Annotated in this window: 8 protein-coding genes and 1 pseudogene; 5 read left to right on the plus strand and 4 right to left on the minus strand. The window is 58.6% G+C overall.

Annotation, left to right across the window (positions count from 1 at the left end; all coding sequences use genetic code 11):
- The first annotated feature begins 639 nt into the window (after positions 1 to 639).
- The 4 genes from ACZ9DP_RS00155 (at position 640) to ACZ9DP_RS00170 (ending at position 5,923) form a co-directional block, all read left to right on the plus strand.
- Positions 640 to 1,035 (plus strand): hypothetical protein, encoded by a 396-nt coding sequence (locus tag ACZ9DP_RS00155; protein ID WP_132411532.1) that lies wholly within the window; start codon positions 640 to 642, stop codon positions 1,033 to 1,035.
- The gene (locus ACZ9DP_RS00160; protein WP_476199623.1) at positions 1,035 to 3,323 is read left to right on the plus strand and encodes an nSTAND3 domain-containing NTPase; all 2,289 of its coding nucleotides are present in this window, start codon (positions 1,035 to 1,037) and stop codon (positions 3,321 to 3,323) included. The genes ACZ9DP_RS00155 and ACZ9DP_RS00160 overlap by 1 nt, the downstream gene beginning before the upstream one ends.
- 52 nt (positions 3,324 to 3,375) lie before the next feature.
- A complete protein-coding gene (locus tag ACZ9DP_RS00165; protein ID WP_476199624.1) occupies positions 3,376 to 4,179 on the plus strand; it encodes a competence protein CoiA in 804 nt (267 codons plus the stop codon).
- Positions 4,180 to 4,738: 559 nt separating this feature from the next.
- Positions 4,739 to 5,923 carry an RES family NAD+ phosphorylase gene (locus tag ACZ9DP_RS00170; RefSeq protein ID WP_476199626.1) on the plus strand — a complete coding sequence of 395 codons (1,185 nt, stop codon included), beginning with the start codon at positions 4,739 to 4,741 and terminating at the stop codon, positions 5,921 to 5,923.
- A 136-nt stretch (positions 5,924 to 6,059) separates the two neighbouring features.
- Here ACZ9DP_RS00170 and ACZ9DP_RS00175 read toward each other — a convergent pair whose 3' ends face one another.
- The 4 genes and pseudogenes from ACZ9DP_RS00175 to ACZ9DP_RS00190 all read right to left on the minus strand — a co-directional run bounded on the left by ACZ9DP_RS00175 (position 6,060) and on the right by ACZ9DP_RS00190 (position 12,293).
- Complete coding sequence (locus ACZ9DP_RS00175; protein WP_476199628.1) at positions 6,060 to 9,929, minus strand: AAA family ATPase; 3,870 nt, start codon at positions 9,927 to 9,929, stop codon at positions 6,060 to 6,062.
- 285 nt (positions 9,930 to 10,214) lie between these two features.
- Positions 10,215 to 11,048, minus strand: a complete 834-nt coding sequence (locus tag ACZ9DP_RS00180) for an SDR family NAD(P)-dependent oxidoreductase (protein ID WP_476199630.1) — start codon at positions 11,046 to 11,048, stop codon at positions 10,215 to 10,217.
- Positions 11,049 to 11,112: 64 nt separating this feature from the next.
- A complete protein-coding gene (locus ACZ9DP_RS00185) occupies positions 11,113 to 11,838 on the minus strand; it encodes an SDR family oxidoreductase (protein WP_476199632.1) in 726 nt (241 codons plus the stop codon).
- A gap of 74 nt (positions 11,839 to 11,912) precedes the next feature.
- A pseudogene (locus ACZ9DP_RS00190) lies at positions 11,913 to 12,293 on the minus strand (DUF1330 domain-containing protein).
- Positions 12,294 to 12,509: 216 nt separating this feature from the next.
- Here ACZ9DP_RS00190 and ACZ9DP_RS00195 point away from each other — a divergent pair.
- A complete protein-coding gene (locus ACZ9DP_RS00195; protein ID WP_476199633.1) occupies positions 12,510 to 13,409 on the plus strand; it encodes a LysR family transcriptional regulator in 900 nt (299 codons plus the stop codon).
- Positions 13,410 to 13,598 lie beyond the last annotated feature (189 nt).

Raw genomic sequence — 13,598 nt, forward strand, 5'->3', positions numbered from 1 at the left:
GCTACGTTCCATTAATTTCAACCGCATTTTATCTCTTCCGCGAGACCGGATTGACGGCAGGGGAGGAGCGTCAGCCTAGCGACGGTCGAAAGCCGGGGTGAGCGACCGGTAACCCCGGCAAGCGGTTCGGCCACGACCGAGGTCACGGGATACAATTCGGTCGCGCGTCGCCTATTGCGATCTCGGCACGTCAATGGAGAACCGTCCAGATGGAATCGGATCTTTCCGCATTTCTGCTCGATCTCGATGGAACGTTGATCGCATTTGAGCCCGGCATTCTGTCGAGCTGCCGGGCGGCGCTGCGATCGCTTGGCCATGAACCGATCCGGCCATGGATGTTGCCTCGATCATCGGCCCGCCGATCGAAGACGTCATGCGCTAGCCTAGATTGCGAATGCGGCGCGGAGGCAGCATGCGGCACACATGAGCATACCGGAGAACGTCGGAAAGTAGAGCCGCCGAAGCGGGTCTGTGGGCGCGTTCAGCGGTGCTGCGGCCGATTTCAAATGATGGCAAACCATCGTTGTCGTCTTGCTCGGCGGCTACGCATGCCGGCACGCATCGTATTGCCGTGTCTTAGCGAACTATTTCATTCTTGTTTTGCTTCATTTTGTCGTAGCGATGAAGTAGCTTCCCTGTATGGAAATGAGCACCTTAACCAGAGCGCTGACCTCGGACAAAAACGCCATTGCTAACGCACTGGCTTTCAAACCACCCGTATTTCGTGGTGAGTATCAGGGGCTCGGTGAGAACGTCGATCTTGCACACGACCTGGACCATTCTTCTACCTACGGAGGATGTCTGCTCCCGCCTATCGAGACGGCTTTTAGCAAGGCAGCAAAAGAATGCGACCCCTTCAGCTCAAGCGGGCTGGCGCCGCTGAGCGGCACCATCGGGCAGCTTGTACGCACAAACCGGCTTGAACCCAAAGCGGCAGCTGGAGGGGTTTTCGAGCTCTACATCGGTCTGGGAATGAGCGCCAGTTACGCCCGCAGCATCCAATCGTCGCTCCAGCAGATGGAGGCATTTCGCTGATGGCAGGCGAACCTGCGACCGCGCTGCCCGAAATGAATGGTGCACCAACGCTGCTGGCTGTAGCGGGCGATTACCCCCTTCACAAGTTGGGGTGGAAGGCATTCCAAGACCTGTGCGTCGGAGTAGCTGAGGAATGTCTTCGCAGGCCGGTCCAGAATTTCTTGCCCGGCAACGATGCCGGGCGAGACGGTGCGTTTGTTGGCCGCTGGGACGGTGACGATCCCGCTGCGGGTGAATCGACCATCCAGTGTAAGTTTACATCTAAGAAAGCCAACAATCTTAGCCTTTCGATGCTGACGGATGAAATCGCAAAGGCTGAACGGCTCGCCAAAAAAGGGCTGGCCCACGACTATATCATTCTGACGAACCATACGATCACCGGGGAAAGCGAGCTCGCTATTCGTGCCGCATTCCAAGGCGTTGGGGTTGGTCGATGCCGCATTTTCGGTAGTGATTTTATCAACCGGCAGATTCGCACCTCTTCACGCCTCCGAATGATGGCCCCACGCCTGTATGGGCTTGGCGATCTGAACGACGTTCTTGATGCGCGGGCATATGGGCAGGCCCAGTTAATCCTCAGCGCCATGGGTGAAGATTTACAACGGCTTGTCGTTACCGAGGCTCATCGCCGAAGTGTAAGGGCGATCAGTCAGCACAACGTCGTGCTCTTGCTCGGCCCGCCGGCGGCAGGGAAATCAACCATCGGTGCGAGCATCGCCATCGGCGCGGCCGATATATGGCGTAGTTCGACCATTCGAGCCACTTCTCCAGAAGATGTACAGCGGCATTTGAGTCCGGACGTTCCTCAGTTTTTCTGGATCGACGATGCCTGGGGTAACACCCAGTATCAACGGCAAACGGCGGAGGCGTGGAACCAAGTGTTTCCACTGATGCAGGGTGCAATGAAGCGGGGCACCCGCTTTCTAATCACGTCGCGAGACTACATCTGGAGGGCAGCGCAAGCAGACCTCAAACTCCAGGCCATTCCCGTGATGAAGACGAGCCAGGTTGTTATCGATGTCCAGCAGCTCAGTAGCGCCGAAAAGGCTCAAATACTATACAACCACCTTAAATTCGGCGATCAGCCTGTGCCGTTCCGGTCGGCGATCAAGGAGTTTCTGCCGGCTATCGTTGAGGGGCGGGACTTCCTCCCCGAGACTGCGCGCCGGATCGGTTCATCCTTCTTTGCAGGCGATCTAAAGGTTAAGGAGGCCGACATTGTCAGATTTTTCGCAAGACCGGAGCAATTCCTGCTCGATACCATTTCCAATCTCTCGAATGACTGCAAAGCGGCGACAGCGACGATCTTTCTCAATGGCGGAGTCGTTCGCTCACCCGTGACGTCCTCGATCATGGCGACCGCTGTGAGCGCATTCGGTAGTACCGAAGCCGCGACGCGGCACGAACTGCAAACCCTCAACGGCAGCCTTCTGTTATTGGCGCAAGACGAACAAGGCCCTTACTGGACCTACAAGCATCCCACCGTGAGCGACGCATTTGCACGCTACCTTGCCCAGACGCCAGAGCTTGTCGAACTCTACCTTCGCGGAGCCAAGCCGGAAACGATCCTCTACGCTGTCGTCTGTGCTGGAGTGACGATCCAGGGCGCACCCATGGTTATTCCCACCAGTTTGAACGAACTTCTGCTCGAGCGGATCGGCAAACTTGGAGGAAACCTCCTGGCGACCTTCGTGTCCTATCGCTCGAACGCGTCGTTCTCTCAGATGGTTCTGACGCGCAGGCCAGATATTCTCGACAGTGCCCGAAGTTTCGGATCGCCGATCCACGAGGATGCCGACGCAAGTCTTCTCGTCAGCCTGCATCGGCAAAAGGTTTTGCCTGGCAATTGGCGTGACCATCTCGCAACCAAACTGCTGGAGGCGTTGGTCGCCGAAGCCGATCCGAGCGTCTTCGAACTGACTTACGTCGATACGATACTCACGGAAGACGAGAAGGAACGAGCGGTGGTTCTCGCGCGGGATAAGGTGCTCACCAACATCCCGCATTATGTCAGCGAGGTGCGGTCAGGCTGGTCGAAAGACTATCCTCCTGACGATCATTTCGACACGCTGGAATCAGCAATCCGCTCTATCAACGAAGCTGTCGCTCGGGCACAGCCAGACGTCCTACGCCCTGACCCGATGGCACTTTTGCGACATGAGGTGCGCCGGGCTGTGGATCGGATGGAAGAGGATTACGAACCGCAATCGTCGACGTCTGCGCCGGTCGCCTCATCCACGCCGCAGAGTGCAGTTCTTCACAGCCTTTTTCGGGATGTGGATGAATGAGCCGTTTCTACCCATTTGACCAACGCGGACATATGAGAGGTGGCAAGCGGTCATGCTAACGGCGAATTGCAATGGATACAGGGTTGACGCAGCCTCATCTTCGAAAGGGCTTCTGTTCGAATGCCCGAAATGCGGCCGTCAGGTGACGCTGAAAAAAGGGCAGATCAAAATTGCCCATTTCGCCCATAAACCGCCGACGGATTGCACTTGGGCGTCGGGTGAAACACAGGCTCACATGGAAGCTAAAACGGTGTTGCGCGACAGCTTCCGCGCACTTGGTTACTGTGCAGACTACGAGGTAGAGGTTTTATCAACCGGTGGCGACCGCCGTGCTGACGTTCTGGTCACCTCGCCAGATGGCTTGGCACGTTGGGCGATAGAAGTTCAACATACCCCGATATTGTTCGATGCGATCGAGAAGCGCACCACTGCATATTGCGCTGCCGGCATACCCGTTTTGTGGATGGGCATATTGAGCAAGAAAATGAAGGACGACGCACAATCCGTCCCAGACGGTCTGACGATCCGCCAATACACCATCCGGCCCTGGGAGAAATGGGCGCAGGCTCTTGCCTTCAAGGAACTGTGGTATCTCGATCCGGACGACAAGACTCTTTGGCGAGGTTCATTCACCGACCACCTGATCCATGTCGAATCCACGTCCTGGTACAGCGAAGGTGGCGAAGAGCAGTCTGCAGGCGGCTATTCCCGTAAATCCAAGCGTTGGCGGACGCTCAATCTGCAGGGTCCCTTTCACGCCCATCAGCTGTCGCTGGGATCAAAATGGCGCAAAGCGTGGTCGTCGCCGGTATTCAAGCTGCCCGGCGGGGTAATCGCGCAACTCGCAATCCGGTAACCGGACGCACGGGACAGCTTCACGTCTTTCAGTTTGAGGCGGCGTATTATTGCAGAGAGGCACCGGGGTGGGGGCGACCCGAAACAATCAGCAAAGCTGTCTATTGCTGCAATCACCCCCAGAAGTGATCTGGCCATAAAGGGCTGAGCCTGGCCTGTGTTCCAGTGCGATACATAGTTCGCGACAATCGTCGCCATCGCCGTATTCAAACCCGCGACCTGCGCAGGCTCCAGGACAAGCTGGTTTGCCGCCGCACGCAATTTCATGGCCGCATCGATTGCCTTTTCGGCTTCGTACCGTTCATCAACCCGATAGCGACACAGAAGGCGGGCACATCATAGGCCTTTTCCTCAGCAATCCGAGAAATCAGCCTTTCTTGAAGCTTCCTGGTTGTCTCGCGGATTAGCTTTTCGGTCGTCATAATCACCTCAGCGGGCCGTTCTCCCCGACGTTTTCGAGCCACCTCTATTACTACCGGTTGTGCTTGAATAACTGAAGCTACTGTTCTACGGCAACACAGAAATCACCTTGAGTGAGTCAGGGTAAGCGTGGGGAGATCATGGTCGAAATCGACTCGGACGAAGAAATCAGGACGAGCCTCTGCCTCGATTGCGCTCGCCACACCAGTGTAAAAAAGATTATCGTTCAAGACTGCACGAAGGGCCGGTGTGCGGTCTGCGCCCGCGACGATGTGGACGTGCGAAACCCCGATAACCTCGAACCGCTGGTGATGGTTATCAGAGCCCTGATCCGTTTTCACTACGACGAGCACGAGTACAACCCGCACTGGGGTGGCGACAGCGTCATGTCGCTATTCTATAAAGCGGACAATCCGATCCTCGAACCACCGAAATCCAACCTGTACGTCGACGATTTCGATGAGTGGTTGAATTGGCCGCCGTATCCGGACTGGGATAAGGGCATCGCGGTTTTTGCGGGGCACGACGAAGGTGGGCGAGGTATGAATTTCGCAATATCGCGCACCAATCCGGGCGAGTTCGTCGATTTACAGAGCCGCTTGCTGACGGAAAACTTTTTTCAAGTCGAACCCGACCTAGAAGCGTTCATCGCCCCATTTCTGAACGACATTGAAATCCAACTTCCGCAAGGCGAGGTCTGGTTTAGGGCCCGGTTAGGAGAAGCCGCAATATATCGGCGGTTTCCTCTAGCAGGATGGGAATCAAAGATAATCCGGATTCCTTGGCAGAACGAAGCCATCGGGGCTCCGCCCCCGCCGAAGGCAGGTTTCGGCCGCTTGAATCGTGCTGGCGTCTCGGTGATGTATCTCGCCTCCGATCCATACACGGCGGTGGCGGAGATAAGACCCCATCCGGGCCATCATATTTCCATCGGCGGCTTCAATAGCCTACAGCCAATTCGCTTAGCTGACTTCAGCCCCGACATCGGGATTTTCGCGACTAGCGATGAACGTCTATCGTTATACGCCAAGGTTCAGGCATTCGATCGTCTGATGAGCATGCCGGTCACGCCCGATGAACGAACGCCTTATCTGCTGACCCAGCTTCTGGCAGAGGTCCTTCTCCGACACGGCTTCGATGGAGTTCGTTACCGCAGCTCAGTGTCGACGGGTAGCAATATCTGCGTCTTCTACCCGGAGAAGTTTGGATTCGTTGGGGACCGTTCTGAGGTGCGACGTGTCAAAGCGGTGGCATATGAGTGGGCTTCGGTTCCTTCCGAACTAGCTCCGCGACCCGACGATCGGCCCTATAATCGAAGGGTTTAGCGTTGCGTTCCAAAGGTTGATCTCATAATGTCCGCCCGGCGGCCAAAGCCGCCGGGCGGACCTCCTCTCGCAGCCGAGATAATCGAAGGCACATCAAAGCTAGGGAGAGATGCTGGACCTCGATCGCTGCAAAAATCTAAGCAGGCTCATCGAAAAGTACGCCGACAACTTCTAGGATTTGCGTCAGACGTGGCAATCCGCCGCCGCCGGATAGGCTCAACAGCACGCTTGGCGATATGCCATCTGGGTTAAGGCTTTCCAGCACAATAATCATGCCTAGCTGCCGCATGCGCTTGAAATAGCGCGCCCCCGATTCATCAACGGCGACCACGAGACGTCCGTCGAGACGGCTAAAAGCTTCAGGCGTCGTCAGCGCGTCGCGGGCTATCAAGTACTGTCCGTCAAGAGCAATCGGCTCTGCGCTGCGGCCGCTCACTGCGAAAAGCCTGGCTTTCTCCAGCAGCTTCGCGATGACGCCAAAGTCGGAAAGGGCGATAAATTCGGCATTCGCGTTAACAGGCGGCACAGGGAGCTCTCGTCCTGCAAACAGCGTCCCTACAATCTTGCGGCAGGAAAGCCTCTCGCGCGGCGCGATGATGGGCTGCGCCAGCACGTAAGGGTCGACGCTCTGGCCGGTAAGGACCGCGATATTAGGGTGAGCATCTGTTTCATTGTAACGCCGGGCAAGAAGCTTGTCACCGAATGCAGCCGTAACCAGATTGCGCTCATTGATCTTCGCGTAGTTGCTCGTGATGATCACGTCGCCAACCCCCGCGACCGGATCGAGCGTGCCCGCCGCCAGCTGATAAGCATCATGATTGTGGAGCGTGATGTCGACGGTTTGAGCGAGGTCTTCCATCGCGATCAGTCCATCGCCCGCGCGGCCGTCTGTGCGCGCGGCGGCGGCTATGCCCGTATGCACAAGTTTCAGTTTCCTGAGATCTGCTGCATTTCCGTTGGGGAAGGAAACGACATTGTCCATCCAGGGAAATAGGCGCGGTTCCCCCGCGTAAGCTTCATACTCGGCGTACACCTTGAAGCCCGTATGAATCTGGTTCTGAAGAGTCGTCTCCCAGAATATCTTTACGTCGCCCGCTTCGGCCAGACCGATCGTGCCATCGAAAACATGGTGCGATTCATTGATGATCTTCATCTGCTTGCCGCCGCCGCCCGATAGCGTCTTGTAGAGCTTGTCGAACGCGACATGGCTGAACGGCGCTACGCTGGCATCGCGCCGTTCTTTAAGCAGCTTCGCGAGATCACCGATCGTCATGTCGCATACCGTAGGTTCTTCCGCGCGTAACATGATCTTCAGCAGGTCTTCGCAGTACCTACGGACATCAGCGATATATTCGTAAGCGAGCCTGTCGTCCGAGGACTTTTGTGCTTCCGCATATGCGGCCGCTAGGGCATGACCATTGACGACCGTTGCGACCTTGCTGCTAGCATTCAGGCGGGCAAGCAAACCTTGCTGTCCGGAAAGATTCTCGATGTTGACAAGAAGCTGGAAGAACTGCCGCTCATGGGTGATGAGAACCAGCTGCGCCGCTTCGATCGTAGCTGCATCCGCATTCGCAATTCGCGCCAGCTCCTGAGCCCATTTCCTTTTGTTACGCGGATCGAACGTCACCTGGGGATCGTCGAGAAGCATCAGGGGAAATGGATTTTTGCCGAGTGCTTCAATGGTCTGCTCGCGCATCGCCAATGTGAAAGCCCAGAGAATGGCACGAAGCCAGGAACTATTGGCAACGGTGGAGGCATCGATTCGGATGCCATGGTCAAAGCTCCCTAAAACCTGAACCGATTTCTTGCCAAGCGCAGCATCCTCGAACGAAAGGCGCTCTCTGAATTGAATACGGTCAAGCACCGACTTCATGCGGCCTGACAACGCCGAGATGGAACTGGCGGTTTCCGCCGTGACGAGGCCGCGCAGGTCTTTAAGAGGTTCAAGGGCCTCAGCGATCGCTTCCCGGGTGCGCTGACCGGTCTGGATTATTAGCCAGTCCTCGGCGTGCTTCGCCGCGTCGCGGAGCGCCTTTGCCAGATCGTCAAGTGGGGCAACCTTCTCAAGGGCTTCTTCGAGTGAAGCGAGCCGACCTTCCAGACTGGACGCCGGAAACAGGCTGTTTTCGTCGGCAATGCCTTTGAGCGCGCTCCACGCATCCACGAACGACGGCCGTTCCACAGCCCACCATTCGACCAGAGCCGACACGCGCTCAGCCCGGGACAGATATGCGAGGAGACTCTGTGCTGCGTTAGGGACGTCGCCGGAAACGGCGCGGCTGACGTAGTTGAAAGCGGGCAATTTTTCCGAGAGCCCGGCGGCAGTGTTTGCAGCGAACTCCGCCATCCCCGTCAGGACCGTGGAGAAGGGCGCTTCCTCCACAAACCTTTCCCTCACGGCGCTGACAAAGGCAGTGCGGGGCTGCATGTCCGCGAGCGATGCGAAGTGCGGTACAAGCGCCGCCGGGATCGCGTCCCGGACATCTTTTTCTATTGCCGCGCATGCGTCAACGAGTTTGCGCTGCGCCGCGTCGGCTGCAACTTTCAGGTCATCAAGTTCGGCCGCCAAGGCCTTTTGATCGGGAAGCGAGAGCTTGCCTTTGCACAATGGGCAATCGGCGTCTTCATGCTCGTGGCCTGCGGGTGTGAAGTACTGGGCCGCCAATGCTTTCAGGCGAAGACGCGAATCTTCACCTTGTCGTTTGTCCCATGCGATAGCCTGCCCGATTTGCGAGCGGGCCGTCGTCAATATCGGCGAGAGCGCGTCGAAGAGGGAATCGGAATGCGCGGCCTTCAGGGCGGCCCAAGCTTCGAAGAGCGGGATGCCTTTTACATTCTGTTGCAGGACGCCGCGCGCGCCGCTGACCGCGCTCCTAATCCGGGCGCGATGATCAGGGTTCGCCGTGTCTATGTCCGAAGCGACCTCCGCCTGGAGCGCGCGCGAGTGTGTTGCCGCGAGGGCGGCAGCACCATCCGCGAGATCGCGAAGGCCCTGCGTATAAGTCCTGTTCTCACGGTCATCGGCAATCGTCAGTGCGAAACCGGCCTTGCGCGCTTCCTCGGTCGCTCGGTCGAGCGCCGTTTCCAGTTTCATTTCGATACCCTGGATACCTTTGTCGGAACCGTATTTTAGAAACCGCTTGGCTTTGTGAGAAAAAGCGGCCGCGCCTTCACCGATATCGGCGAGCTGGTCTAGGCCCGTGAGTAGCTTGACGGCCTCATAAATCGAATGACTCTTCTCGCCGAAACCTATCCTCGCAAGACGCGCCGGCATCAGCAATCCGGTTTCGATGAGATGTGGCGCTGTTCTGAGGGCGGGGTCGATCCTGCTTTCAAACTGTGGTTCGCCCACCGGTGCCGCAGTTAGCCGCCGGAACGCTTCAACTGTGTTGCCGTCATCATCCTGAAATGAAAGTCGGACCCACGCCTCTGCTGTACCGGCCAGTTTCAGCGCGTTGGGAGGAAAGGCGACCGTCGGCGGCCAGTCGCCGATCTGCACGCCCGAGTCGTTGAAAACGGGCATACGCCGCCCGTCATCCTTCACAAGACCGTCCTGGTCGCGACAGCGATAGCCCGTCAGCGCCCAGATTATCGCACTGGCGATCGACGTTTTGCCGGAACCGTTCTGGCCTTCGAGGCACCAGTTTTCCCTGTTTGCCGACAGCATGAACGGAGGGCCATCCAGAAGGTTCAGGCCCCCGAAGCCTACGGCCTCCACCCTTGTAAGTCGCCAGCATGCTCTGCCCTCAGCCGGTGTGGCGGAAGACTGCTGAGAAGCAGGGTCGAACGATGAGTTATTCCAAGCAGCAATAAGGCCCTCAAACAAATCTTCGCTGCCCGTCGCAACCTTGGTTTTGTCGGAAGACAGGAGAAAATGAAAAAGGCGCCTTGCTGCAGGCGTGGACAGCTGAATCTGGCCGGCCTTGATCTCCCCGAAGCTCTTCCAGCTGAGGGGCTCACCTGAGAGCAGTCTGTTTGTTGCCTCCGACAGTGAAACGGCCATGATTCCTCCCCGCTTCAGAAGACTAGAAGAGAAGCTCGGTGCAGGCCATCGAAAATGTCAACACCACATAACGCGCTGCGATCACAACGATAGTTATCCTAAGCTTCTCGCTGAAACCTGCCCGTCGTCAATCGGCCCCAGATCGATCATTCCTCCTCGGCGGGGGTGACGTCAGCCAATGGAGCATGTGAGATGAACGGCGTCTGTTAACAACAGGGTCGTTGGTTCGGATCCCATCAAGGCGCTACGCACGTGTTCCGGAGATGCTGGCGACGTTCTCGCGGGTTAGTCGATTGCCAGAGAACTCGACAGGTCGCGATGAGCTGCGATCTGCTGTTGCAGGAGTGCAATCTTCTGCTCGGCGGCCTGGATCGCGTCAGCGCCGGCCAGGAAGCGACGTGGCAGCTCATCGAGGTTCGTAAGCGTGATCAGCGCCTGTGCGAGCTTGGCGGGATCGCCGGGCTGCGTGCCATTGGCCCCTATCCAGAACGCTTCCTGCGCCGCCCTCCGCTCACTGTAGTCATCGATTTTCAGGTCGGCAAATTGCGTGGAATCCTGGGTCAGCAGCTCCGTGCGGAAAAAGCCGGGGTTGACGATCATCGTTTCGATGCCGAACGGACCGACTTCAGTCTGCAGCGCCTCCATCCAACCGTCGATGCCAAACTTCGAAGCCGAGTAGGCTGTGCAGAACTCAAATCCTATCAGCCCTGCGGTCGAGGATATCGAAATGATGCGGCCGGATCGCTGCCGACGCATCGCCGGAAGGAGGGCGCGGGTCACGGTCATCGGGCCATTCAGGCTGGTACTCAACTGCAACTGCATCTGCTCGGGCGACAGCTCCTCGAAATACCCGGCGTAGAAGCTGGCTGCGTTGTTGACCAGCACGTCGATGCGTCCGAAGCGCTCCAAAGTGGCCTTGGCGGCCTCTTCGGCGTCCGCGGCGCTGGTGACATCGAGCTTGACGACGAGCAGATTCTCGGAAGCGCCGATGGCTTTGGCGACCTTCTCGGGATCACGGCCGGTCGCGACCACCTTGTAGCCTGCGGCCAAGGCCGCTTTGGTGATGTCGAGGCCCATACCCCGGCCGGCGCCGGTGATAAACCACACTTTGTTGCTCATTTTCAGTTTCCTTTCTTGTTTCTGTGACTTGTTCGGCGCCGCACGCGCAAGCGGAGGAGGGTCCTCACATCGCCTGGACGGTGGGGCGCACGAGGATCTCGTTCAGCGTGATCCGCTTGGGACGGCTCAGCGCGAACGCGATCACCTCGGCGATATCCTTGGCCGGCATGGCGACGTTGTCGCGGTAGTCCAGCGCGGCCTGCTGGCTTTCCTCGTGAGTGATGTGATTGGAAAGCTCGGTCGCTACCGCACCCGGTTCGATGACGATCACGCGAATGTCCGGCTGCAGCTCGACCCGGAGCGCTTCCGACCAGCCGTTGATCGTCCATTTGGTGGCGGAATAGGCGGCGAATCCGGCCGGAGCGACACGCCCGGCGACCGATGAAATGTTCACCAGGTCGCCTTTCCTGGCGCGCAGCTGATCCAGGAACACCTCGGTCACGGTCATAGCGCCGAGGAGGTTGGTTTCGACCATCTGCCGGTGCTCAGCGCGCTGGTCAGAGCCAAACGGCGCCGTCAGCATGACGCCGGCATTGTTGATGACGACGTCGGCTGCGCCCAGGTCCTGCTGGACGCGCTCGGCAGCCGCGACGATGGACGCGCGGTCCATTACGTCCGCCTGGATCGCCAGGGCGGCCTCGCCAAGGTCCTCGGCGAGTGCGGCAATCCGCTCAAGCCGGCGCGCCAGCAGGGCGACCCGGTATCCTTCCGACACCAGTTCTCGGGTCAGGGCCTCGCCGATGCCGGAGGAGGCGCCGGTAATCACGGCAACGCGGTTGGTGGGGGTCATGGGTGTATCCTCCTCATTGATTGGTGGTGGGCGGCATCGCGGAACATCCGCGCCACGATGCCGAACCGGCGGCGTTACTTCGTGGGAAGGCCCGCGCCTTCGGTGATCAGGCGCCAGCCTTCGGTCGAGTCCGTAAAGAACTTGCGGGCGGCGGTGTATTCCGGCGAGTTGTAGTAGCGCTCCGCGTCCGCCAGGCTCGGGAACTCAGCCACGGCGATCACGGAGCGCGGCTGGCCTTCGACGACTGGCTTCGGACCCGGATTTTAGACGATCACCCGCCCGCCATACTGCTTGACCAGCGGGGAGGCGGCCTCAATGTACTTCTGGAACCCCGCCTCGTCGCGGATGTCATAGCTGCCGATCATGTAGGCGGGGGTCGTGGCATCCTCGGCGAATGCGGCCGGGCCGGCGGTAAGCGCAAGCACGGTCACGGCGGCGGCAAATAGCTTCTTCATGGGATAATCTCCTTTGGTTGAGCGTCAGGGGCAGGGGCTCAGCGAACGGGTCGGCGAGGATGGCAGGCACCGTGTCCGGTCGTCATCGATCGCCAGGGGTCGGCCGGTCCGCTGAAGGGGTAACCCATCAACTTGTCTGACTGCGAGGAGATTACCCTGGCCGATCATTTCCAAAAATGGCATTCTCGTTGATGTGTCATTAACTTGAGGTTCATAATGGACAAGGATCAGCTGGATGGGCTGGTGGCCTTCGCCCTCGTCGCCGAGAAGCGGAATTTCAGCGCAGCGGCCGACACGCTGCGCGTCTCGCCGCCAGCGATCAGCAAAATGATCCGGCAGCTGGAGGTGCGCCTGGGCGTCACACTGCTCACGAGAACCACCCGCGCCACAAGCTTGACGGAGGCAGGGGAGAAGTTCCTGGCGCAGGTCGGGCCGGCGCTTGAGGCGATCGTGGGGGCGATGCAGGAAGCGGGGACGGCGGCTGACAAGCCGGTGGGTCGGCTGCGGCTCAACGTGCCGCAGATGATCTACCCGAATTTCCTCAAGCCGGTGGTGGCGAGCTTTATCGAGAAGTACCCGGAGGTCACGGTCGAGCTATATTTCGAGAACGCCGCTACCAACATCTTCGAGCGCGGGTTCGATGCCGGGATCCGGGTCTCCGATATCCTGGCCCAGGACATGGTGGCCCTGATGCTGATGAGTCCGGTGCGCTGGGTGGTCGCGGGTGCGCCCGACTACCTTGATAGGGTCGGCCGCCCTGAGCATCCCAAGGATCTGCTGGCCCACAACTGCGTCTGTGTCGGCTCAGGAGAGCGCGTCTACGACCGCTGGGAGTTTGCAAGCGAGGGCAGGGAGTTCGCAGTGCAGGTGAAAAGCTCGCTCATCACCAATGACGCGACCCTCGCGCTGGATGCGGCACTGGGCGGCATGGGACTGCTTTACGCCCATGAGAATGCTATCATCGACAAAGTTGGAAATGGCGAGCTTGAGATCGTGTTGGACTGGTACGCGGCCACCAGTACCGGCGTGTATCTCTACTACCCTCAACGTTCCCAGGTTCATCCGAAACTACGAGCGTTCATCGACCATATTAAGGAATACCGAAGATCTAGCTAGCTGGGTCGCGGGCATTCTCCGCCGGCAGCTGACGATCGAGCGGTAGGTGTCGTTTCGATCGCGGACAACCTCAAATTGGCCGCCTTAGGGGAAGGGAGCAATAGGCGACAGCGGTCGCGGCTTCGGCGCCAAACAACGCGACCGCAGCTTCTTCGGCGCTATCCGGATCACTGCTGTTTTCGAAAATGC

The sequence above is a fragment of the Rhizobium sp. USDA 4016 genome (assembly GCF_056279705.1).